This window comes from Neoroseomonas rubea (genome assembly GCF_016106015.1).
GTDB lineage: Bacteria > Pseudomonadota > Alphaproteobacteria > Acetobacterales > Acetobacteraceae > Neoroseomonas > Neoroseomonas rubea.
In genome coordinates this window covers 1-19,559 of the sequence record NZ_JACADQ010000014.1, presented here as the reverse complement: position 1 = coordinate 19,559, position 19,559 = coordinate 1, and the positions used below count along the sequence as shown (strand labels likewise).

Sequence of the window (19,559 nt, the reverse complement as noted above, 5' to 3'; positions counted from 1 at the left end):
TACAAGCGCGCCCGATGATCGCAGCGCCGAAGGGCGAGCAGAACCCGATAGGATGCGGCAGGCCAGCGCCCCCACCCTCTGGCGTGACCTGCGCCGCTTCACCGACGCGCGCGTCGGGCTCGGCCGGGCCGGCACCGCCGTCCCGACCGCAGCCCATCTCGACTTCCAGGAAGCGCATGGCCGCGCGCGGGACGCCGTCTGGTCGGCGCTCGACATGCCGGCGTTGGACGCCGCACTTGCGCCGCTCGGCGCGCCCGTGGTGCATGCGCGCAGCGCCGCGCCGGATCGCCGCACCTATCTGCTGCGGCCTGATCTCGGCCGGCGGCTCGCGGGTCATGTCGTGCTGCCCGCTGCCCCCGGCAGTGTCGCCTTCCTCGTCGCCGACGGGCTCTGCGCCACCGGCGTGCAGCGCCACGCGCCCGCTGTGCTGGAACGGCTGGTCCCCGCTCTGCCGCTGCCCGCCGGCCCGATCGTGGTGGCGGACCAGGCGCGCGTCGCGCTCGGGGACGAGGTCGGCGAACGCATCGGCGCCGCGGCCGTGGTCGTGCTGATCGGCGAGAGGCCTGGGCTTTCCGCGACCGACAGCATGGGCCTCTACATCACCTGGGCGCCACGGCTGGGCCGCACGGATGCGGAGCGCAACTGCATCAGCAATGTCCGTCCTGGCGGGCTGTCCTATGCGGAGGCCGCGGCCAAGGCCGCCTGGCTGCTGCGCGCCGCGGCAGGGCTGGGTGCCACGGGCGTCGCGCTGAAGGACGAGATGCCGGCGGCATCCCTGCCCGCGCCATGATGATCCGCGTCACCGGCCGCATCGTGCTGGACGAAGCCGAGATCGCCGAGGATTTCCTCCGCGCCTCCGGCCCCGGCGGGCAGAACGTGAACAAGGTGGAGACGGCGGTGCAGCTGCGCTTCGCCGCCATGGCGTCGCCCAACCTGTCGGACGCGGTGAAGGCGCGGCTTGCGACGCTGGCCGGCCGGCGCATGACGAAGGACGGCGTGCTCGTCATCACCGCCCAGCGCCACCGGATGCGGGAGAGGAACCGGGAGGATGCGCTGGAGCGGCTGCTTGCGCTGATCCGGGAAGCCGCGACGCCGCCCCCGCCGCCGCGCAAGGCGACGAAGCCGACGCTCGGTTCCAAGGTGCGGCGGCTGGAAGGCAAGGCGCGGCGGGGGGCGACGAAGCGGCTGCGCGGGGCACGGAACATCGACTGAACCGTGTCCCGGATGTGTGGCGCGGCGGTCGCTCTGCGCGCAGGGCCATGGCCGGCATCACCGGGCGCAGCATGCCGGCGGCAGCCATATGCCGCCCTCTGCGTCAGCACCTCTGAAGCGCCGCGGCGCACAGGCCGCTGTAGTCGTCTCTGCTGCTCCCGCCGCCCGCCCCTGCGGCCGCAGCAGCAATCGCGCCTATGGCAACGATACCGATGACCGTCACGACCACGGCCGTGGTGTTCGCGCTCTCCGCGCGTTGCTTCGCGCAGTCTTCGACGGCGGTGCTGTCGGGATGTTCGGCGCCGCAGGCTGCGCGATAGTCATCAGGCGTCGCGCAGGCGGCAAGCATGGCCGCCGCCGCGATCATCGCGGTGCTTCGATTGGCGCGCATCCGTTTCTCCTCCGTTGCCGGGCAGGCCGCCCAGGTTCACGGAAGCGTGATCAAACATGCGCGCACGCGAATTGACTGGCATCAAATGACGCAGCCGCCGGCACGAAAAAAGGGGCGCGGCCCCATGGACCGCGCCCCCCTCCCGTCGTCGCGCCGCGGCGCGCTCAGGCCGCCTTGGCCATCCCGCGCAGCACGTAGTGCAGGATGCCGCCGTTCTTGTAGTACTCGACCTCGTCCGCCGTATCGACGCGGCACATCACCTGCGTCTTCACCTGCGTCCCGTCGGCGCGCGTGATGACCACGTCCATCATCATGCGCGGGGAGAGGTTCTCCACGCCCAGGATGTCGATGGTCTCGTCGCCTGTCAGGCCGAGCGTCGCGCGGCTCTCGCCTTCCTTGAACACCAGCGGCAGCACGCCCATGCCGACCAGGTTCGACCGGTGGATACGCTCGAAGGATTCGGCGATCACGGCCTTCACGCCGAGCAGGAAGGTGCCCTTCGCCGCCCAGTCGCGGGAGGAGCCGGTGCCGTATTCCTTGCCGCCGATGACGACCAGCGGCACGCCTTCCTTCTTGTACTTCATCGCCACATCGTAGATCGGCGCCACCTCGCCCGAAGGATGGTGCTTGGAGATGCCGCCTTCGACGCCGGGCACCATCTCGTTCTTGATGCGGATGTTGGCGAAGGTGCCCCGCATCATGACTTCATGGTTGCCGCGGCGCGCGCCGTAGCTGTTGAAGTCCGCCTGCCGCACCTGGTGCTCCAGCAGGTATTCGCCCGCCGGCGAGGCCTTCTTGATGGAACCGGCCGGGGAGATGTGGTCGGTCGTGATGGAGTCCGCGAGCTGCGCGAGGATGCGCGCGCCCTTGATGGAGCCGACCGCCGAGGGCTCCATCGTCATGCCCTCGAAATAGGGCGGGTTCTGCACGTAGGTGGACCCCGAGTTCCAGCGATAGGTGTCGCTGTCCGCATCGACGCGGATCGCCTGCCACTGCTGCGGCCCCTTGAATACGTCGCCGTACTTGGACTGGAACATCTCGCGCGTCACGACGGCATGCACCGTGTCCGAGACTTCCTTCTGCGTCGGCCAGATGTCCTTGAGGAACACCGGCTGGCCGTCCTTGCCCGTGCCGAGCGGCTCCTTCGTCAGGTCCTTCTTCACCGTGCCGGCGAGCGCATAGGCGACCACCAGCGGCGGGGAGGCGAGGTAGTTCGCGCGCACATTGGCATGCACGCGGCCTTCGAAGTTGCGGTTGCCCGACAGGACGGAGGTCACGACGAGCTTGTTGTTCTCGACCGCATCCACGATCGGGTCCGCGAGCGGGCCCGAATTCCCGATGCAGGTCGTGCAGCCATAGCCCACGGTCTGGAAGCCCAGCGCGTCGAGGAAGGTCTGCAGCCCCGACTTCGTCAGGTATTCCGTCACCACCTGCGACCCGGGCGCGAGCGAGGTCTTGACCCAGGGCTTCGCCGTCAGCCCCTTCTCCACCGCCTTCTTGGCGACGAGGCCGGCGGCCACGAGCACATAGGGGTTGGAGGTGTTGGTGCAGGACGTGATCGCCGCGATCACCACGTCCCCGTGCCCGAGGTCGTAGTTGGCGCCGGCCACCGGCACGCGAAGCTCCGCCTTGTCGCCCGGCACGCCCATCGTGCCCGCGGCCAGGTCCTTGCCGAAGGCGCCGGCGACGTTGCCCAGCGCGACGCGGTCCTGCGGCCGCTTCGGCCCGGCCATGGAGGGCTCGACCGTCGAGAGGTCGAGCTCGAGCGTGTCGGTGAAGACCGGGTCGGGCATGCCCTTCTCGTGGAACATGCCCTGCGCCTTCAGGTAGTCGCGCGCGAGGTTGATGCGGTGCTCCTCGCGGCCGGAGACGCGCAGGTAGTCGAGCGTCGTCTCATCGACGGGGAAGAAGCCGCAGGTCGCCCCGTATTCCGGCGCCATGTTGCCGATCGTCGCGCGGTCGGCCAGCGGCAGGACGTCGAGGCCCGGGCCGAAGAACTCCACGAACTTCCCGACCACACCCTTCTTGCGCAGCATCTGCGTGACGGTCAGCACCAGGTCGGTCGCCGTGACGCCTTCCTTCAGCTTACCGGTCAGCTTGAAGCCGATCACGTCGGGGATGAGCATGGCGATGGGCTGGCCGAGCATCGCGGCCTCGGCCTCGATGCCGCCCACGCCCCAGCCCAGCACGCCGAGGCCGTTGACCATCGTCGTGTGGCTGTCCGTGCCGTAGCAGCTGTCGGGGAAGGCGAAGGTCTCGCCCGTGTCGGTCGAGGTCCAGACCACCTGCGCGAGGTATTCCAGGTTCACCTGGTGGCAGATGCCCGTGCCCGGGGGGACGACGCGGAAATTGTTGAAGGCTTCCTGGCCCCAGCGGAGGAACTCGTAGCGTTCCCCGTTCCGCTCGAACTCGATGTCGACGTTCTTCTGCAGCGCGTTCGCCGTGCCGGAGACATCGACCATCACCGAGTGGTCGATGACCAGGTCGACGGGCACGAGCGGGTTCACCTTGCGCGGATCGCCGCCGAGCTTGAGCAGCGCATCGCGCATCGCGGCGAGGTCGACCACCGCGGGCACGCCCGTGAAGTCCTGCAGCAGGATGCGCGCGGGGCGGAACGGCACTTCCTTCGTGGAGCGCCCTTCCTTCACCCATTCGGCGATCTTCTTCGCGTCGTCGACGGTGTAGGAGCGCCCGTCCTCGAAGCGCAGCACGTTCTCCAGCAGCACCTTGAGGCTGTAGGGCAGGCGCGAGATGTCGCCGATGCTCTTGGCCGCCTCGGGCAGGCTGAAGTAGTGATAGGTCTTGCCGTCCACGTTGAGGGTACGGCGGGTCTTCAGGCTGTCCTGCCCGATCATCCGCATGGTCGCGTTGCCCTTCCTCAGTATGGCGCGGCCGTTCGCGACCGCACAAACGGGCGGTTTAAAGCATGGCGGCCGGCAACGGTCCATGGAGTGGGGGCGGGTTTGGCTGAGGTCGGCGGGGCGGTGCTGGAGGTGCGCGACCTCGCCTGCCTCAGGGGCGAGCGGGCGGTCTTCGCGGGGCTTTCGTTCCGGGTGGCGGCGGGATCCGCCGTGCTGCTCACCGGCGCCAATGGCGCGGGCAAGTCCACCCTGCTCCGCCTGCTCGCCGGCCTGCTGCGCCCGGCCGACGGCACGATCCTCTGGCGGGGGGAGGATGTGGCGGCGGACCCCGGCGCCCATGCCGCCCGGCTGCGCTACCTCGGCCACCAGGATGCGGTGAAGCCGGCGCTGACGGTTGCCGAGAACCTGGCCTTCTTCGCGCGGCTCTGGGGGGGCGAGGTCGCGCCGGCGCTGGCCGCGCTCGGTCTCGCGACGCTGGCGGACCTGCCCGGGCGCGTCCTGTCCTCCGGCCAGAAGCGGCGGCTCGCATTGGCGCGGCTGGCGCTCGCCCCCGCGTCGCTATGGCTGCTGGACGAGCCGACGACGGGGCTCGACGCAGCGTCGGTCGAGCGGCTGCGCCCCCTGCTCGCCGCGCACCGGGCGGCGGGGGGTATCGTGCTGGCGGCGACGCATATCCCGCTGCCGATCGAGGATGCCGAGGAACTCCGGCTGTGAGCGCCTTCCTCACCCTGACCGGCCGCGAGATCCGGCTCGCGCTGCGCCACCCGGCGGACACACTCGCGGCGGTGCTGTTCTTCGTCATCGTGGCCGCGCTTTTTCCCTTCGGCGTCGGTCCGGCGCCGGAGACGCTGGCACGCATCGCCCCCGGCGCGCTGCTCGCAGCGGCCCTGCTCGCCGCGCTGCTGCCGCTCGACCGCATGTTCGGCGCGGATGCGGAGGACGGAACGCTCGACCAGCTGCTGGTCTCGGGCCTGCCGCGGGCGGGGATTGCGGGGGCCAAGGCGCTGGCGCACTGGATCACCACAGGCTGGCCGCTGATGGCGGCGACACCCGTTGCCGCGGCGATGCTGAACCTGCCGGTGGAAGCCTGGGGCGCGGCGATCGCGGCGCTGGCGCTGGCCACCGCGCTGCTGTCGCTGCTCGGGACGGCGGGGGCGGCGCTGACGCTTGGCGCGCGGCGGGGCGGGGTGCTGCTGCCGCTGCTGGTGCTGCCTCTGGCGATCCCCGCGGTGATCTTCGGCGCGGCGGCAATCGAGGCCGCCGGGGCGGGTTTGTCGCCCTCGCCCTTCCTGCTGCTGCTGGGGGCGGGGGTGTCACTGGCGGTGCCGCTGGCGCCGCTGGCGGCGGGGGCTGCGCTGACGGGCGACTAGGGAGGCGGTGCCAATCCGTCCCTGGACGATCTCATCAATCACCAGATATCACTTTTTCGTGACTTGTGTTTATTTTTGTCGAATTCGCTTGCTTTTGGACGGCCCGCGCAACTCACGAAAAGTCATGCAATTTCTTTAAGTCTCTGAACACGAACGTGTTTCCTGGAGCTGTGCGCGCGGTGATCGGCTACGCAACGACGCCCGGTCGCCGATTACGATTCCGTGCCCCGACAGCGCTACCGCTGGTCGCTGGCGCCCGTAAGCCGTTTGGTGATTCCGTTGCGGTACAAAGTCCGCCGCCTCGCCAGGATGACGAGCGCGCGGAGACACCGCCGGACGCAGCCACAGGGGCGGCCCCGCGTCCGCAACGCCAGGAAGGATTGGTCGCCCATGGCGAACGCCGATACCGGACCGAACCCTGAGGACGTGATCATCACCCTCCGTCCCGTCGCCGGCGGGTCCAGCACCATCGAGATCGACCGGCTTGAGGACGGCTCCTACCGCGCCACTCACCGCGCCGGACTTGGATCTCTGGAGCTTTGCCGCACCGGCGACCTTGAGCGCCTGCTGCGACAGCTGAACGAGGCGCTCGTGACCGGCACGCAGTCCGGCTACGTCGCCGCCGTCCGCAGCCTGCACGCGCAGGATCAGTCCCGCCGCGCCTGAGCGGCGCTATTCGGACCGCAAGGGGCGCGCGAGCAGGCGAGCCATCGCATCCGCCACCGTGATCCGCTCCGCCACCAACTCCGCGACGGCGGCGCAGATCGGCAGTTCGACGCCAAGCGCCGCGGCCCGCGCGACCAGAGCCGGCGCCGTCTTCACCCCCTCCGTCACGCCGGCGCGCGCGGCCAGAACATCGCCCAGCCGTTCGCCGCGTCCGAGCGCCAGGCCCAGCGACATGTTCCGGCTGCCCGCGCCCGCCGCCGTCAGGATCAGGTCGCCCAGGCCCGTAAGCCCCGCCGCGGTTTCCGCGCGCCCGCCGAGAGCAACCGCCAGCCGCGACAATTCCGCGAGCCCGCGCGTGACAAGCGCCGCCCGTGCATTCTCCCCGAGACCTGCGCCAATCACGGCGCCCGCTGCGATGGCGATCACGTTCTTGGCCGCACCGCCGACCTGCGCGCCGACCGGGTCCTCCCCCGCATAGAGCCGGAACGCGGCCGAGCTGAGCAGCGCCAGCCCGGCTTCCCGCAGCGCCGGATCGGCCGCCGCGACCACCGCCGCCGCCGGCAGGCCGCGCGCGACCTCATGGGCGAAATTGGGGCCGGACAGCACGCCGGCGGACAGGCCCGGCCTTGCCTCCGCCACGATCTCCAGGGGCAGGCGCAGCGTCCCCGCCTCCACCCCCTTCGCGCACACCAGCATCGGCACATCGAACGCCGGCAACGAGGCCAGCACGCCGCGCAGCGCCTGCACCGGCACGACGCACAACAGGAGCGCCGCGCCCTTGAGCGCCGCATCCGCATCCGCGGTGACCAGCATCGACCCGGGCAACGCGACGCCGGGGAGGTAGCGCGCATTCTCCCGCGCGGCGGCAATGTCGGCAGCGCGTCCGGCATCGCGCGCCCACAGCGCGACGTTCCGGCCTGCTCGCGCGGCCTGCAGCGCCAGCGCGGTGCCCCAGGCCCCGGCGCCGAGGACAGCGACCCTCATGCGCAGCTTCCGGGCGCAGGGCCAACCGCCCTGGCCTGCCTACGCGTGCGGAATGAAAGAACAGGCGATTGTAGCATGCGGCGAGGGTAGCATCGCATGGCGCGATGTCTGCCCCGCCGGCCCGGGCATCGCGCCGCCATGGTCGGTCCGCATCGTGCCGGCTGGGGGCGCACGTTGCCGACTCGATCCGGCGGCACGCGGCCAGACGACCCGCCGCAGCGGAGCGGTGTCCAATCAGAAGCTTTCGTCAGCACGATCCGCGATCGATACTCAATTTCTCTTGAGAACAGGTTCGGCCGCGGTATTACCTGCCTCGCCAACGGGCGCCGCACGATCGCAGGCCGTCGGGGAGCGAAAACATGTACACCGGGTCCGGGCATTGCCGGTCGCGCTTATCTTGCGGCGAGGGTGGCGTAGAGCCGGCCCCGGTGGAGCGTTCCAGGGCCATACGTCCGCTCATCGTGTCGACGACGGGTCTGCCGCCGCATCAGCAGTTCGAGGCGTGGCGGGACTTGTGCGTGCCCTATCTCGACACCGGCCGTCCGGGCACACCGCCCGCATCCGGCTTCCAGGCGAGCGGCATGGCGCTCCCCTTCGAATCCTTCATGTACTATCACGCCGTTCTGCCGCCCTACGACTACAGCCGCACGCCGGCGCGCATCCGGCGCGACTCCCTCGACCACTGGATCGTCGCGGTATGCAAGCGCGGCACCCAGCGCCAGCGCAGTGGCGATGACAACATCTTCTTCCGGCCCGGCGTTCCCTACGTGCTAACCATGGCCCGGGCCTTCGAGGCCGAGCGCGAGGGCGTCGAGATAGAGTGGCAATCCCTGTTCCTCGCGCGGGATGCGGTGCAGGAGCTCGAGCCGCTGCTCGGTGCGTCGCTCAATGCGCCGCTCGAGGGACCGACGGGCCGTCTCCTCGCATCCTTCCTCGACACGTTGCGCGACGAGGCGGAGGAGTTCCGCGCGACCGACCTGCCGCACCTCGCCGCGTTGACCAAGGCCACGCTCGCCGCCGCGCTCAATAGCCGCTGCGACAGCGTCGAAGCAGCGCGGCCGCAGCTGGAGCATCTCCAGCTCGCGCGCATCAAGCGGCTGATCCGCGAGAAGCTTGGCTCCGCGACGCTCGGGCCTGCCCGTCTCTGCGCGATGAGCGGCGTGTCCCGCTCGGCGCTCTACCGGCTGTTCGAGCCGCTCGGAGGCGTGGCCCGCCATATCCAACGCGAGCGGCTTGCCGCTGCGTATCGGTTCCTCTCGGATCCTGCGGACCGGCGCGGCATCGCCCAAGTCGCCGAGGCGGTCGGCTTCTTTGAGCCGTCGAGCTTCAGCCGCGCCTTCCGCGCGGAGTTCGGAATCGCGCCGCGGGACCTTCGCGCCGTGGCACTTGAGGGACGGACGGAGGTGTCCGTTCGCGCCTTTGGCGCCGCGGAAGGCGCGGCGCCGAACGTCAGCCAGATCCTGCGGCGGCTCTAGGTCCCCCCGGGCGCCGTGCCGGTTTGGAACCCTGGGTCCACTCGCGGGACGCAAGGTCGATCCCAGTGCCGCCCGGCGTTGTTAGGCTAGTGGGGATGACCGCCCACCTTCATGCGACATTGCCCATGGACTGCGTGCTGGGGGCCGCCGCGCGGTCTGCCGTCGGCCCTTCTGCCGATGTATGAGGGGCTGCACGCGGAGGAGGCCGTCGGCCCCGCCGCCGTCTCGACCGGCCAATTGCCGCCGCCGGGCGTCGTCGCCGCGTTCGTGCGCGAGGCCCATGAGCGCTACGGCGAGGTCACTGACGGCACGGTCGCAGACTATATCCCGGCGCTGGCCAAGGCCGATCCCGCCTGGTTCGGCATCTGCGTCGCCGGCGTCAGCGGGGAGACCTTCGCGATCGGCGAGGCGGCGCTGCCCTTCTCAATCCAGTCGATCTCGAAGCCCTTCGTCTTCGCGCTGGTGTGCGAGGCGCTCGGCGGCGGGCGGGCGCGCGCGGCGATCGGCGTCAACGCGACCGGCCTGCCCTTCAACTCGGTCATGGCGATCGAGCTGAACGGCGAGCGGACCGTGAACCCGATGGTGAATGCCGGGGCCATCGCGACGACGAGCCTCGCCCCCGGTGCGAACGCCGAGGAACGCTGGCGCTTCATCCGCGAGGGACTGTCGCGCTTCGCCGGGCGCGAACTGGCGATGGACGAGGAGGTCTATGCCTCCGAAGCCGCGACCAACCAGCGCAACCAGGGCATCGCGCGGCTGCTGCATGGTTATGGGCGCATGTATTGCGACCCAGACGAGGCGACGGACATCTACACGCGCCAATGCGCCATCAACGTCACGGCGGGCGACCTCGCCGTGATGGGCGCGACGCTTGCCGATGGCGGCGTGAACCCGGTGACGAAGGAGCGCGTGCTGGAGCCCGAGAGGTGCCGCCGCGTCCTCGCGGTCATGGCGACCGCCGGGCTCTACGAGCAATCCGGCGACTGGCTCTACGAGATCGGCCTGCCCGGCAAGAGCGGCGTCGCCGGCGGCATCGTCGCCATCGCGCCGGGCAAGGGCGGGCTCGGCGTCTTCTCGCCGCCGCTCGACGCGGCCGGCAACAGCGTGCGCGGGCTACTCGTCACGCGCTTCCTGTCGGAACGGCTGGGACTGAACCTCTTTGCCTCCGCCCCCGCGGGCTAGAGGCGGGGCAAGAACGGGGAAACATCCGATGAGCAGCACGGACGCCGCGCCGGCGCGCGAATCCTGGGTGCCGATGATCGCCATCGCGCTCGGCCAGGTCCTGATGTCCTTCAACGTCGCCGCCCTGCCCGTCTCGCTGGCCGGCATGGTCGCGAGCTTCGAGGTGCCGCCGACGACGATCGCGACCGGCATCGTGATGTACTCGCTCTCGGTCGCGGGCTTCGTGATGCTGGGGGCGAAGCTGGTTCAGCGCTTCGGCTCGACCGCGGTGTTCCGCGTCGTGGTCGGGTTGTTCGGCATCGCGCAGATCCTGATGGTGATGGCGCCGGCCGCGCCCGTGATGATGGTCGCGCAGCTGCTCGCGGGCCTTGCCGCGGCGGTGATCGTGCCGGCGCTGGTCGCGCTGATCGCGCACCACTATCGCGGGCCGCAGCAGGCGACGGCGGTGGGCGCGCTCGGCTCGGCGCGCGCCGGCGCGGGGGTGGCGGCCTTCATGATCGGCGGCATGCTTGGCACCTTCATTGGCTGGCGGCCGGTCTTCGGCATCCTCGTGGTGCTGGCCGGGATCGTCTTCTTCCTGTCGTTCCGGCTGAAGCCGGAGGAGCAGCGGCCGGAGGTCAAGATCGACATCGTCGGCGTCGCGCTGGCCGCGACCGCGATCATCATGGTCGTCTTCGGCTTCAACAACCTCAACCGCTGGGGGCTCGGCGTGGCGCGGCCGGGTGCGCCGTTCAGCGTGTTCGGCATGTCCCCCGCACCGCTGATGATCGTCACCGGCATCATCCTGCTGCAGGTCTTCCTCGCCTGGTGCCGGCGCGTTGCCGCGCGCGGCGGCACGCCGCTGCTCGACCTGCGCGTGATCACCTCGGGGGAGGAGCGCGCTGCGGTCTACGCCATGTTCACCGTGGTCGGGCTCGAGGCCATGCTGAACTTCACCGTGCCGCTCTACATCCAGATCGTGCAGGGGCGCACGCCGATCGAGACGGCGATCGCCATGATGCCCTTCAACCTGACGGTGTTCTTCACCGCGATGCTGGTGGTGCGGCTGTACGACAAGGTGCCGCCGCGGCGCATCGCGCAGGGCGGCTTCCTGCTGTGCATCGTGGGGCTGCTCTGGCTCGCCTTCGTGGTCCGCAACGACTGGTCGGCGATCCCGGTCATGTTCGGCCTCATCACCTTCGGGCTCGGGCAGGGGGCGCTGGTGACGCTCGTGTTCAACGTGCTGGTCACGGCAGCGCCCAAGGAACTCGCGGGCGATGTCGGCTCGCTGCGCGGCACGACGCAGAACCTCGCGGCCGGTGTCGGCACGGCGGTGGCTGGCGCGCTGCTGGTCGGGCTTCTCTCGGCCGGCATCCTGTATCGCATCGCCGAGAACCCCCAGCTGCCGCCGGCCGTGATCTCGCAGATCGACCTCGACAGCATCAACTTCGTCTCGAACGACCGGCTACTCGGCATCATGGAGCGCACCGGCGCATCGCCCGAGCAGGTGGCCGAGGCGGTGCGCGTGAACACCGAGGCAAGGCTGCAATCGCTCAAGATCGGGCTGCTCATCATGGCGGCGGTCGCAGCGCTCGCCATCATCCCGGCGAGCCGCCTGCCGGCCTACCGCCCGGGCGAGATCCCGTCGGGCCGCGCACCGCAGCCCCAGCCGGCACGGCGGGAGGAGGAGGCGGCGGCGTGACGCGCCCGCGCCTGATCATGCTCTCGCTCGGCGGCACCATCACCATGGTGCCGCAGGAATCGGGCGGCATCGCGCCGAGGCTCGGCGCTGCGGAGCTCGTCGCCTCGGTGCCCGCGCTAGCCGAGGTCGCGGAGATCGAGGCCGAGAGCCCGGCACGGCTGCCGAGCCCGTCCCTCACGCCCGAGCATCTGGTTGCCGTCGCGGCGCGCATCGGGCAGGCCTTCGCCGCCGGTGTGGACGGCGCCGTCGTCATCCAGGGCACGGACACGATCGAGGAATCCGCCTTCCTGCTCGACCTGCTGGTGGGCGGCGACAAGCCCGTGGTGATGACCGGCGCGATGCGCGGCGCGGATGCGCCTGGCGCGGACGGTCCGGCGAACCTGCTCGCCGCCGCGCGCGTCGCCGTCGGCGAGGAAGCGCGCGGCCTCGGCACGCTCGCCGTGCTGAACTACGACATCCACGCCGCGCGCTTCGTGCAGAAGACGCATACGACGCTGCCCTCCGCCTTCGCCTCCCCCATGCTCGGTCCGATCGGGGCGGTGGCGGAAGGGCGGGCGCGCTTCTTCGCGCGCGTGCGGCGGCTGCCGACCTACTCCGCCGAGGCGGGTCCGCCACCGCCGGTCGCACTGGTCCGCTGGGCGATGGGCGATGACGGGCGGCTGCTCGCCGCGCTGCCCGGCCTCGGTTATGCGGGCGCGGTGATCGAGGGCATGGGCGCGGGCCATGTGCCCGCGGATGCCGCGGAAGCGGTGGGTGAACTCGCGCGACGCATGCCCGTCGTGCTCGCCTCCCGCTCCGCAGCCGGCCCGGTCTTTACCGGCACCTATGGCTATCCGGGCGGCGAGATCGACCTGATCCGGCGCGGCGCGATCCCCGCGGGGCTTCTATCCGGCCTCAAGGCCCGGCTGCTGCTGGGCCTGGCGCTGCGCGGCGGCGCTGGCCGCGCGGCGGCCGAGGCCGCCTTCATCCCCTACCAGTAAGGACGTCCTGTCATGGCCGATCTTCTCGTTGTCTCCTTCCCGACCGAGGCCCAGGCCGAGGAGGTGCGCACACGCCTCTTCGCCATGCAGAAGGAATACCTGATCGAACTGGGCGACGCGGTCGTCGCGGTGAAGCGGCCCGACGGCAGCGTGAAGCTGAACCAAGTGTTCAGCCCGACGGCCGTGGGCGCGGCGTCGGGCGCAATGTGGGGGACGCTGATCGGGATGCTGTTCCTGGCCCCGCTCGTCGGCACCGCGATTGGCGCGGCGTCAGGCGCGCTCAGCGGCAAGCTCACCGATGTCGGCATCAACGACGCGTTCATGAAGGACGTCGCCAAGGCGCTCGATGCCGGCCATGCGGCACTGTTCCTGCTTATCCGCAAGGTCACGGCCGACAAGGTGCTGGAGGAATTCCGCGGCATTGGCGCGACCGTGATGCGTTCCTCCTTCGACGAGACGAAGGAAGCGGCGCTGCGCGAAGCGCTCGCCGCGGCGCAGGATGCGGCGAAGACGCCGTGACTCTGCGCTTTGTTGTTGCCGCGCTTGTCCTCGCGATTGTTGGCACGCCGGCGCGCGCCGAGGACCGCGTGCCGGGCGACCATCTCGGCACCTGGAGCTTCACCTACGAGAACGACCTGCTCGCGGGGACCGATCGCTACTACACCAGCGGCTTCCAGTTCGCCTGGCGATCCTCCTCCTACGATCCGCCGGCCTGGCTCGCCGCGGTAACGTCGAGCGCGCTGTTCCCGGAGGGCGGGACGCCGCGCTGGGGCCTCGCCTTCGGGCAGAACATCTTCACGCCGGCGGACACCGCGCGGCGAGACCCGGATCCGCTCGACCGGCCCTATGCCGGCTGGCTGTACTGGGCGATCAACCTCGCCTCCTACACGCCCACCACCTATGGCAGCATCGAATTGCAGTTGGGCGTTGTCGGGCCTTCCGCGCTCGGCGAGCAGACGCAGAACAACGTCCACGACCTGATGAACATCGACCGGGCTTATGGCTGGGACCGGCAGATCAAGGACGAGCCCGGCGTCAATCTGATCCTGACGCGGCAATGGCGCTACAACAGCGACCCGATCTGGGACGACGTTGCCATCGGCATCGTGCCGACGCTGACCGCGAGCCTCGGCAATGTGCAGACCTACGGCGCGGCCGGGCTGATGGTCAGGTTCGGCAATGAGTTGCAGGCGGATTTCGGACCGCCGCGCATGCGCCCCTCGGTCGCCGGTTCGGCCTTCTACCAGCCAGATGGGCGCTGGGGCTGGTATGTGTTCGGTGGTCTCGAAGGCCGCGTCGTGGGGCGGGACATCTTCCTCGACGGCAACACCTGGCGCGACAGCCGCAGCGTGGACCGGGAGGTGTTCGTCGGCGACGCCAGCGCGGGCGTTGCGATCATCATGCCCTTCGCGCGCCTGACCGTGACCTACACCGCGCGGTCGCGCGAGTTCGAGACGCAGCGGAACACAGCGCAGTACGGCTCGATCAGCCTGTCCTTCCGCTACTGAGCAGCAGCGCGCCCAGCGCAAGCGTCACGGCCAGCAGGGCGAGGCCCGCCGCGGGCCAGGCGCGCAGTGTCGCCTCGGCGTGCGCCAATGCGTCGCCGGCCGGCGACCCCAGCCGCAGCGCGCGGCGCGCGAGCACGATCACGTCGCCCTCCGGCACCTGTGGCAGTCGCCCGCCCCAGCGCAGCAGCGCTCCGAACAGCACCGCCCCGGCCAGCACCGGCCAGAGCGCCTTGGCCAGCGCGGCCCATCGCAACGAGGCGCCGAACGACCCGCCGACCGCGACGAAGCACAGCACGGGCAGCAGGATCGACGCCGCCGCCAGGCCAAGCCAGGGCAGCAGGATGCCCGGCGCGGGCCGCAGTGTGGCGTCCTCCGCGCCGCCCGCCGGCAGGCGGCGGACGAAGTGCAGCATCAGCAGCGTCGAGCCCACCGCGGACAGCGCCGAGAGCATCCCCGGGACGCCGCTGCCGAGTTCGGCCTTCACCGCCTCCTTCGCCAGCCAACCGCCGGTCATCGGCAGGCCGCCGAAGCCGAGCGCCAGCAGCGTCGCAGGAGCGAGCACGAGCCAGCGCAGCCGCCCGCCGGCCATGGCCGCGACGCCGACGGCCAGGAACAGCGCGCCCTTCGCCAGCATGTGGTGCAGCGCGTAGAAGGCCGCGGAGGGCGGCGTGGTCGTGATGCCGCCCGCGATGCCCATCCCGATCGCCGCCGCGACCACGCCCATCTGGCTGACGCTGGAATAGGCCAGCACGGCCTTCGGGTTGCGCTGCGTGATGCCCATCGCGACGCCCCAGAAGGCGGTCACGAAGCCCGCGGCCGCCAGCGCTTCGCCCCAGGCGGCGGGTGTCGCCTCGATCGGCAGGAAGCGGATAAGGCCGATGATACCGGCCTTGATGATCGCCCCGCTCAGCACCGCCGACGCCGGCATGGGCGCGGCCGGGTGCGCGATGGGCAGCCACACATGCAGCGGCACGAGCCCGGCCTTCAGCCCGAAGCCGATCAGCAGCAGGGCGATCGTCACCTCGCGCAGCGCGGCGTCGGCGAGCGCAGGGACGACGTCCGCCAGCGCCAGGCTCTCGCCCGGCGCGGCCGCCGCCATCAGCGCGAAGGCGGCGAGCAGCGCTGCCTCCCCGACCACGGTGAGGAGGATGTAGGTCGCGCCCGCACGCCAGGCGCCCGGCGTCCGGTCGTGGATAACGAGGCCCCAGGCCGGCAGGCTTGCCAGCGCGAACAGCAGGTAGAAGCCGATCAGGTCGCCGGCGAGGAAGATGCCGAGGCTCCCCGCCATGGTCGGCAGCCACCAGGCGGCGAAGCGCGGCAGGGCCTCGGCCGACAGATAGCCGCGCGCGAAGACCGAGGCGCCGCACCACAGTAGGGCCGCAGCACCCAGCAGCAGCGCGCCCGGCGCATCGAGCGCGAGGGTCAGTCGCAGCCTGTCGTCGAAGACGATGCTGCTGCCGTTGGCGAGCAGCGCGCAGGCCAGCCCCGGCAAGGGCGCTGCCCAGATCAGCCGTGCCGCCGCCGGGCGCCAGTCCCGCCGCGCCAGTGCCGCCAGCAGCAGCAGCGGGATGAGCGGCGTGGCGAGCATCAACGCCGCCATCATGGTCCCACCCGCCCGATCTGCAGCAGCCCGAAGCTGGCGAGCGGCAGCATGCCTAACAGGAGAGCGAGCAGCGCGAGGCCAAGCGCGACCGTGTCGCGTGAATCGTGGGGCAATGGCGCGGCCGCGGCGGGCCCGGCGCGTAGCGCCGCCGAAAGGACGCGATAGGCATAGCCGCCCGTCAGCAATCCACCGGTCAGGATGACGAGGCCCCACCACCATTGCCCGGCCTCGATGGCGGTGCTGAGCAGCAGCCACTTCGCAGCAAAGCCGCCCGAGGGCGGCACGCCCATCAGCGTCAAGGCGGAGAGGCCGAAGGCGAGCAGCGGCCGCGGCGCGACGCGTGACGCGCCGGCGAGGTCCGCCACGCGGTCATGGCCGAGCCGTTCGGTCATCAGCCCGACCGCGAGGAACATCCCGGACTTGGCGAGGGCATGCGAGACCGCCTGCAGCACGCCGCCGGTCCAGGCCTTTTCCGCCACGCCAGGCACCGCGAGCAGCGGGAACATCAGCACCAGGTAGCCGATCTGCGCGACGGTCGAATACGCGACCAGAAGCTTCAGCCGCGTCTGAGCGAGCGCTGCGACACCACCGAGCAGGATCGCCGCCGCGCCGCACCCCGCCAGCGCCTGCATGGCGGCGGGCGACGGCGGCAGCACCCCGGCCCAGAGCCGGACGAGGATGACGAAGGACCCCTTCACCACCAGGGCGGAGAGCAGCGCCGATCCCGCCGCCGGCGCGCCGGCATGGGCGGGCGGCAGCCAGAGATGCAGCGGCAGCAGCGCGGTCTTGGCCATCAGCCCGGCGGTCATCAGCGCCGCCGCGACCAGCACCGGCGGCGTCGCCGCAAGCCGGCCCGCGAGCAGCCCGATGTCGAGCGTGCCCGCCGCGCCGTAGATCAGCGCGACGCCGAGCAGGTACAGCACCGAGCCGAGCAGTGCGAACAGCAGGTAGCGCAGCGCCGCCGCCAGCGTCTCCCGCCGCCCGTCCAGGCAGACGATCGGGACCGCCGCGAAGGTCAGCAATTCCAGCGCGACATACAACGTGAACAGGTCGCGTGCCGTCACGGCGAGGTTCAGCCCGCCCCAGATGGCGAGCAGCAAGGGCCAGAAGGCGAAGGCGGCCCGGCGCTCCGGCATGCCCAGAGACGTGCCGAAGCCGGCGCGCGCGAAGACGGCGACGCCGGCGACGACCACCGTCGACGTCAGCAGCATCGCCGCCCCGATCCCGTCCGCGCCCAGAGCGAGGCCAAGCGGCGGTGTCCAATGGCCAAGGTGATGGACCAGAGGCACGCCCAACGCCTGCACCGCCGCCGCGGTGCCGAGCGCGAGCGCGAAGCCCACGGGCAGCAGCGCCAGCGTCAACCGTTCCGCCCCCCGCGCCCCGAGCGCCGGGGCGAGCACCATGCCGAGCACGGGCAGCATCACCGCGAGCAGCGGCAGCATGCTCCAGCCCGTCACGCGTCATCCTTCCGCGCCGCAAGCCGCAGCAGCAGCGCCACCGCGATGGTGGTCGCGGCGAAGGCAACGACGATGCCTGTGAGGATGATCGCCTGCGGCACCGGGTCCGCTGCGAAGCCCGCCCCCGCGCCACGCCGCGCGATGGCGCCGAGCACGAGGAAAACGCCGCCGCCGAGCAGGTTGAAGGCGAGGATGCGCAGCAGCGGCTCCGTCCGCACCAGCATGCCGAACAGGCCGAGGCCGGTCAGCACGGCGCCGAGCAGGCCGTAGACATCGGCTGTCATGTCCGCGGCCCCATGACGAGAAGCGCGAGTGCGGCGGCGATAGACAGCGTGAGCGCGACCTCCACGATCAGGATCAGCGGCTTCTCGAAGCCCGATGGCCAGGCGAGGAAGGCACCCGTCAGCATCGCGCCGAGCAGCCCGACCGCGATGAACAGCGCGGGCCCCGCGGCGACCGTGATGCGCAGTGCGCGCGTGCCGATCGGCGGCGCCGGCGCGATCCCCGCCATCCAGGGCAGCAGCCACATCGCGGCGAGGATCGCCGCCGCCTGGAACTTGCCCCCCGGCGCATCGACACCGATCCAGAAGATGTGCGCGGCGACCACGATGCCGAGTGGCGGCAGCAGCCGCGCGAGCAGGGCGAGCGGCCCGTCCGCCTGCGGCTGCGGTGCGCCCGGCGGCCCCGCCCAGCCTTGATCCGGCGCGAGGGCCACCGTGCAGATGACGGCCAGCACGAGCACGGCGGATTCGAGCAGCGTGTCGAGTCCACGGAAGGCCATCAGCACGCTCGCCACGGGATTGCCGAGCGCGGTGGCCCGCTGGTTCGCCGCGACCTCGGCCGCGAGGCCAGGCGGTGCGTCCGGCAGCAGCAGAACCGCGGCGCCCACCGCGCAGGTCAGGATCGCGCAGCCCGCGCCGATCAGCGCGCGCGTGACCCGGCCCGGCGGCGAGTCCTCCTGCGCGGGGGCGGCAGAGAGCCTACGGGCCGCGGCGAGCAGCAGCACGCCGGAAAGCCCCGCGCCGATCGCGGCCTCGGTAAGCGCCACATCCATCAGACCGAGCCGCCCCCAGGCGAGCGCCAGCAGCAGCCCGTAGCCGATGAAGAGGGCGACGGCGGCGAAGGCTTGCCGCGCAACCAGCACGCCCAGCGCCAGGGCGAGGATTCCTCCGACCAGCGCCAGGTCCACGATCACGCTGGCGGATCCCGCCGCTGGGCAATGCGCGCAAGCAGCGGACCGGTCGCGGCGCTCGCGAGCAGCACGAGTCCCCAGATGGCCAGCAGCCGGAAGGCGCCCCCCAGCGCCTCGGCGCGTGGCAGCAGCCCAAGCACGATCAGCCCGAGGCCGAGGTGATCCGCCTTGGTCAGCGCATGCAGGCGGCTGCCCGTGTCCGGGAAACGAAGGAGCCCCGCGGTGCCGGCCGCGAAGAAGCCTATGCCCGCGACCACGCAAAACACGGTGAAGGCATCCGCGAGCAGGCTCATTCCCCCGGCTCCTTGCGCACCATGGCGATGGTCGCGAAAGGGGCGAGCACCGCAAGCGTCAGGGCGAGGTCCGTATGCGTTGCCGATCCCACCGCAGCACCCCACAGGAGCAGGGCGGCGATGCCTGTCGTGCCGAGGAGTTGCGCCGCGGCGATCCGGTCCGCGGCCTGCGGCCCACGCAGCACGCGCACCAGGCCGAGCAGCAAAGTCAGGAGCACGGCGAAGGCAGCGACACCAAGCAGGCTAGACATCGAGTCCGAAGGCGCGCGCGAACAGCGCCTCCTCCGCCGACATGGCGGCCGCGACATCGGCCTCGCCTTCGAGCGCGTGGATCAACACCGTCCCGCCAGGCCCGTCGCCCGCGGGGAGCGTGCCGGGCAGCAGGCTTGCATAGGCCAGGAAGGCGTCGCGCGCGCGCCCCGGAGGCATCCGTGGCGTCCACGCGATCGTCCGCGGCGTGGGCCTTCGGCGCGGGTCGAGGGCGAGTCGCGCAACCGCGATTCCGGCGCCGAGCGCCTTCGCCGGGAGGTGCAGCAGCAGCGTCGCCAGCGCCGCGGGACGGATGCGGGCGCGGATCGGCGGCAGAAGGCGGAGGCTCGCCCAGGCGCCGATCGCCGCCGCCGCGACGCCGACAGGCAGGTCCGCCGGCACCACGCCCGCCAGCGCGCACCACAGCCCGAGCAGGAGCGCGGCGCGCAGGGCGG

At 71.4% G+C, this 19,559-nt stretch carries 21 protein-coding genes; 11 read left to right on the top strand and 10 right to left on the bottom strand.

Translation table 11 applies throughout. The features are described 5' to 3' along the window. The first annotated feature begins 52 nt into the window (after positions 1 to 52). Positions 53 to 790 (top strand): ethanolamine ammonia-lyase subunit EutC, encoded by a 738-nt coding sequence (gene eutC / locus HW577_RS03370; RefSeq protein WP_198374647.1) that lies wholly within the window; start codon positions 53 to 55, stop codon positions 788 to 790. Further along, on the top strand, positions 787 to 1,212 hold the full coding sequence (arfB, locus tag HW577_RS03365) for an alternative ribosome rescue aminoacyl-tRNA hydrolase ArfB (protein WP_419956571.1): 426 nt from the start codon (positions 787 to 789) through the stop codon (positions 1,210 to 1,212). The genes eutC and arfB overlap by 4 nt, the downstream gene beginning before the upstream one ends. 103 nt (positions 1,213 to 1,315) lie before the next feature. Here the strand turns inward: arfB and HW577_RS03360 are convergent, their stop codons facing one another. Beyond that, positions 1,316 to 1,603 carry a hypothetical protein gene (locus tag HW577_RS03360; RefSeq protein ID WP_198374646.1) on the bottom strand — a complete coding sequence of 96 codons (288 nt, stop codon included), beginning with the start codon at positions 1,601 to 1,603 and terminating at the stop codon, positions 1,316 to 1,318. Between the two features lie 164 nt (positions 1,604 to 1,767). After that, complete coding sequence (gene acnA / locus HW577_RS03355) at positions 1,768 to 4,464, bottom strand: aconitate hydratase AcnA (RefSeq protein ID WP_198374645.1); 2,697 nt, start codon at positions 4,462 to 4,464, stop codon at positions 1,768 to 1,770. Between the two features lie 102 nt (positions 4,465 to 4,566). Between acnA and ccmA the strand changes: the two genes are divergently transcribed. From ccmA to HW577_RS03340, 3 genes are all read left to right on the top strand, one after another. Beyond that, positions 4,567 to 5,178, top strand: coding sequence for a heme ABC exporter ATP-binding protein CcmA (gene ccmA, locus HW577_RS03350; protein ID WP_232474649.1), 612 nt, complete (start codon positions 4,567 to 4,569; stop codon positions 5,176 to 5,178). Beyond that, positions 5,175 to 5,834, top strand: a complete 660-nt coding sequence (ccmB, locus tag HW577_RS03345; RefSeq protein ID WP_198374644.1) for a heme exporter protein CcmB — start codon at positions 5,175 to 5,177, stop codon at positions 5,832 to 5,834. Before ccmA ends, ccmB begins: the two co-directional genes overlap by 4 nt. Before the next feature lie 390 nt (positions 5,835 to 6,224). Then, positions 6,225 to 6,500, top strand: coding sequence for a hypothetical protein (locus tag HW577_RS03340; RefSeq protein ID WP_198374643.1), 276 nt, complete (start codon positions 6,225 to 6,227; stop codon positions 6,498 to 6,500). A gap of 6 nt (positions 6,501 to 6,506) precedes the next feature. Here the strand turns inward: HW577_RS03340 and HW577_RS03335 are convergent, their stop codons facing one another. Next, complete coding sequence (locus HW577_RS03335) at positions 6,507 to 7,484, bottom strand: NAD(P)H-dependent glycerol-3-phosphate dehydrogenase (RefSeq protein WP_198374642.1); 978 nt, start codon at positions 7,482 to 7,484, stop codon at positions 6,507 to 6,509. A gap of 359 nt (positions 7,485 to 7,843) precedes the next feature. Here HW577_RS03335 and HW577_RS03330 point away from each other — a divergent pair, with 359 nt between their 5' ends. The 6 genes from HW577_RS03330 (at position 7,844) to HW577_RS03305 (ending at position 14,310) form a co-directional block, all read left to right on the top strand. After that, positions 7,844 to 8,959 (top strand): helix-turn-helix domain-containing protein, encoded by a 1,116-nt coding sequence (locus HW577_RS03330; protein ID WP_198374641.1) that lies wholly within the window; start codon positions 7,844 to 7,846, stop codon positions 8,957 to 8,959. A 177-nt stretch (positions 8,960 to 9,136) separates the two neighbouring features. Further along, positions 9,137 to 10,141, top strand: coding sequence for a glutaminase A (glsA, locus tag HW577_RS03325; protein WP_198374640.1), 1,005 nt, complete (start codon positions 9,137 to 9,139; stop codon positions 10,139 to 10,141). A 28-nt stretch (positions 10,142 to 10,169) separates the two neighbouring features. Further along, on the top strand, positions 10,170 to 11,822 hold the full coding sequence (locus HW577_RS03320) for an MFS transporter (RefSeq protein ID WP_232474648.1): 1,653 nt from the start codon (positions 10,170 to 10,172) through the stop codon (positions 11,820 to 11,822). Further along, on the top strand, positions 11,819 to 12,802 hold the full coding sequence (locus HW577_RS03315; protein ID WP_198374639.1) for an asparaginase: 984 nt from the start codon (positions 11,819 to 11,821) through the stop codon (positions 12,800 to 12,802). Before HW577_RS03320 ends, HW577_RS03315 begins: the two co-directional genes overlap by 4 nt. Before the next feature lie 12 nt (positions 12,803 to 12,814). Continuing rightward, complete coding sequence (locus HW577_RS03310; protein ID WP_198374638.1) at positions 12,815 to 13,321, top strand: DUF1269 domain-containing protein; 507 nt, start codon at positions 12,815 to 12,817, stop codon at positions 13,319 to 13,321. Further along, positions 13,318 to 14,310: a lipid A deacylase LpxR family protein gene (locus HW577_RS03305; RefSeq protein WP_198374637.1), complete on the top strand. Its 993-nt coding sequence runs from the start codon at positions 13,318 to 13,320 to the stop codon at positions 14,308 to 14,310. Before HW577_RS03310 ends, HW577_RS03305 begins: the two co-directional genes overlap by 4 nt. On the opposite strand, the gene HW577_RS03300 is transcribed toward HW577_RS03305, so the two are convergent. The 7 genes from HW577_RS03300 to HW577_RS03270 all read right to left on the bottom strand — a co-directional run. Next, positions 14,288 to 15,898, bottom strand: a complete 1,611-nt coding sequence (locus HW577_RS03300) for a complex I subunit 5 family protein (protein ID WP_198374636.1) — start codon at positions 15,896 to 15,898, stop codon at positions 14,288 to 14,290. The genes HW577_RS03305 and HW577_RS03300 overlap by 23 nt on opposite strands. 11 nt (positions 15,899 to 15,909) lie before the next feature. Beyond that, positions 15,910 to 17,370 (bottom strand): complex I subunit 5 family protein, encoded by a 1,461-nt coding sequence (locus HW577_RS03295; RefSeq protein WP_332837388.1) that lies wholly within the window; start codon positions 17,368 to 17,370, stop codon positions 15,910 to 15,912. Next, a complete protein-coding gene (locus HW577_RS03290; protein ID WP_198374635.1) occupies positions 17,367 to 17,654 on the bottom strand; it encodes an NADH-quinone oxidoreductase subunit K in 288 nt (95 codons plus the stop codon). Before HW577_RS03290 ends, HW577_RS03295 begins: the two co-directional genes overlap by 4 nt. Beyond that, complete coding sequence (locus HW577_RS03285) at positions 17,651 to 18,565, bottom strand: hydrogenase subunit MbhD domain-containing protein (protein ID WP_198374634.1); 915 nt, start codon at positions 18,563 to 18,565, stop codon at positions 17,651 to 17,653. The genes HW577_RS03290 and HW577_RS03285 overlap by 4 nt, the downstream gene beginning before the upstream one ends. Further along, positions 18,562 to 18,855: a cation:proton antiporter gene (locus HW577_RS03280; protein ID WP_198374633.1), complete on the bottom strand. Its 294-nt coding sequence runs from the start codon at positions 18,853 to 18,855 to the stop codon at positions 18,562 to 18,564. Before HW577_RS03280 ends, HW577_RS03285 begins: the two co-directional genes overlap by 4 nt. Continuing rightward, positions 18,852 to 19,106 (bottom strand): MrpF/PhaF family protein, encoded by a 255-nt coding sequence (locus tag HW577_RS03275; RefSeq protein ID WP_198374632.1) that lies wholly within the window; start codon positions 19,104 to 19,106, stop codon positions 18,852 to 18,854. The genes HW577_RS03280 and HW577_RS03275 overlap by 4 nt, the downstream gene beginning before the upstream one ends. Then, on the bottom strand, positions 19,099 to 19,559 hold a 461-nt coding region (locus HW577_RS03270; RefSeq protein ID WP_198374631.1), incomplete at its 5' end, for a Na+/H+ antiporter subunit E. The genes HW577_RS03275 and HW577_RS03270, both read right to left, overlap by 8 nt.

Excerpts from the sequence above, each read along its gene's own strand:
- HW577_RS03335 (WP_198374642.1), bottom strand. The coding sequence starts at position 7,484 with ATGAGGGTCGCTGTCCTCGGCGCCGGGGCCTGGGGCACCGCGCTGGCG.
- glsA (WP_198374640.1), top strand. The coding sequence starts at position 9,137 with ATGTATGAGGGGCTGCACGCGGAGGAGGCCGTCGGCCCCGCCGCCGTC.
- HW577_RS03280 (WP_198374633.1), bottom strand. The coding sequence starts at position 18,855 with ATGAGCCTGCTCGCGGATGCCTTCACCGTGTTTTGCGTGGTCGCGGGC.
- HW577_RS03330 (WP_198374641.1), top strand. The coding sequence starts at position 7,844 with ATGTACACCGGGTCCGGGCATTGCCGGTCGCGCTTATCTTGCGGCGAG.
- HW577_RS03290 (WP_198374635.1), bottom strand. The coding sequence starts at position 17,654 with ATGACAGCCGATGTCTACGGCCTGCTCGGCGCCGTGCTGACCGGCCTC.
- HW577_RS03300 (WP_198374636.1), bottom strand. The coding sequence starts at position 15,898 with ATGCTCGCCACGCCGCTCATCCCGCTGCTGCTGCTGGCGGCACTGGCG.
- HW577_RS03310 (WP_198374638.1), top strand. The coding sequence starts at position 12,815 with ATGGCCGATCTTCTCGTTGTCTCCTTCCCGACCGAGGCCCAGGCCGAG.
- HW577_RS03275 (WP_198374632.1), bottom strand. The coding sequence starts at position 19,106 with ATGTCTAGCCTGCTTGGTGTCGCTGCCTTCGCCGTGCTCCTGACTTTG.
- HW577_RS03360 (WP_198374646.1), bottom strand. The coding sequence starts at position 1,603 with ATGCGCGCCAATCGAAGCACCGCGATGATCGCGGCGGCGGCCATGCTT.
- acnA (WP_198374645.1), bottom strand. The coding sequence starts at position 4,464 with ATGCGGATGATCGGGCAGGACAGCCTGAAGACCCGCCGTACCCTCAAC.
- HW577_RS03340 (WP_198374643.1), top strand. The coding sequence starts at position 6,225 with ATGGCGAACGCCGATACCGGACCGAACCCTGAGGACGTGATCATCACC.
- eutC (WP_198374647.1), top strand. The coding sequence starts at position 53 with ATGCGGCAGGCCAGCGCCCCCACCCTCTGGCGTGACCTGCGCCGCTTC.
- arfB (WP_419956571.1), top strand. The coding sequence starts at position 787 with ATGATGATCCGCGTCACCGGCCGCATCGTGCTGGACGAAGCCGAGATC.
- HW577_RS03320 (WP_232474648.1), top strand. The coding sequence starts at position 10,170 with ATGAGCAGCACGGACGCCGCGCCGGCGCGCGAATCCTGGGTGCCGATG.